General features: G+C 48.1%; 1 pseudogene. It reads left to right on the top strand.

From position 1 onward, the window contains the following. Positions 1-1,484, top strand: a pseudogene (gene secA, locus AB5935_RS25910) (preprotein translocase subunit SecA); the annotation flags it as partial.

Genomic DNA, 1,484 nt, shown 5'->3' with positions numbered 1-1,484 from the left:
GCGTAGATTGTATCGACCGTCATCAGCCGAACTCCGACGCACGTCGTCAGGCATATCTGGCAGATATCACTTTTGGTACAAACAATGAATTCGGTTTCGACTACCTGCGTGACAACATGGCTATCAGCCCGAAAGACCTTGTACAACGTCAGCACAATTATGCCATCGTCGATGAGGTCGACTCGGTATTGATTGACGACGCACGTACTCCGTTGATTATCTCCGGTCCTGTACCCAAAGGCGATGACCAGTTGTTCGAGCAACTCCGTCCGCTAGTGGAACGGCTACCAAATATCTTTCCGAAGCAAAAAAACTGATCGCATCCAACGATAAGAAAGAGGTGGAAGAAGGATTCCTCGCTTTATACCGCAGCCACAAGGCATTGCCGAAAAACAAGGCTTTGATTAAGTTCCTTAGTGAACAGGGTATCAAGGCAGGTATGCTCAAGACGGAAGAGATCTACATGGAACAGAACAACAAGCGTATGCATGAAGTGACTGATCCGCTGTACTTCGTAATCGACGAAAAACTGAATAGCGTAGACCTGACAGATAAGGGTGTAGACCTGATTACCGGTAACTCTGAAGACCCGACATTATTCGTGCTTCCGGACATCGCCGGACAACTTTCGGAATTGGAAAACCTGAATCTGACCAACGAACAACTGCTTGAAAAGAAAGATGAACTTCTGACAAACTATGCCATCAAATCGGAACGTGTACACACCATCAACCAGCTGTTGAAGGCTTACACCATGTTCGAGAAAGATGATGAATATGTAGTGATCGACGGACAGGTGAAGATCGTAGACGAGCAGACAGGCCGTATCATGGAAGGTCGCCGCTACTCTGACGGATTGCACCAGGCTATCGAAGCCAAGGAACGTGTGAAAGTGGAAGCTGCTACGCAGACCTTTGCAACAATTACTTTGCAAAACTACTTCCGTATGTATCACAAACTGTCCGGTATGACCGGTACTGCTGAAACGGAAGCAGGCGAACTTTGGGATATCTACAAATTGGACGTAGTCGTGATCCCGACCAACCGTCCGATTGCAAGAAAGGATATGAACGACCGCGTTTACAAGACGAAACGCGAAAAGTATAAAGCTGTTATCGAGGAAATCGAAAAATTGGTTCAAGCAGGACGTCCGGTATTGGTGGGTACTACTTCGGTAGAAATCTCCGAAATGTTGAGCAAGATGCTTACCATGCGTAAGATTGAGCACAAGGTATTGAACGCCAAACTGCACCAGAAAGAAGCGGACATCGTTGCTACCGCCGGTTTAAGCGGAACAGTAACCATTGCTACCAATATGGCTGGTCGTGGTACCGACATCAAGTTAAGTCCGGAAGTGAAGGCTGCGGGCGGTTTGGCAATTATCGGTACGGAACGTCACGAATCCCGTCGTGTAGACCGCCAGTTGCGTGGTCGTGCAGGACGTGAGGGTGACCCGGGTTCGGCTGTATTCTTCGTATCATTGG

Source organism: Phocaeicola sp. RTP21198st1_B8_RTP21198_201120 (assembly GCF_040929485.1).
Classification (GTDB): Bacteria; Bacteroidota; Bacteroidia; order Bacteroidales; family Bacteroidaceae; genus Phocaeicola; species Phocaeicola dorei.
This window is presented reverse-complemented; position numbering and strand designations above follow the sequence as displayed.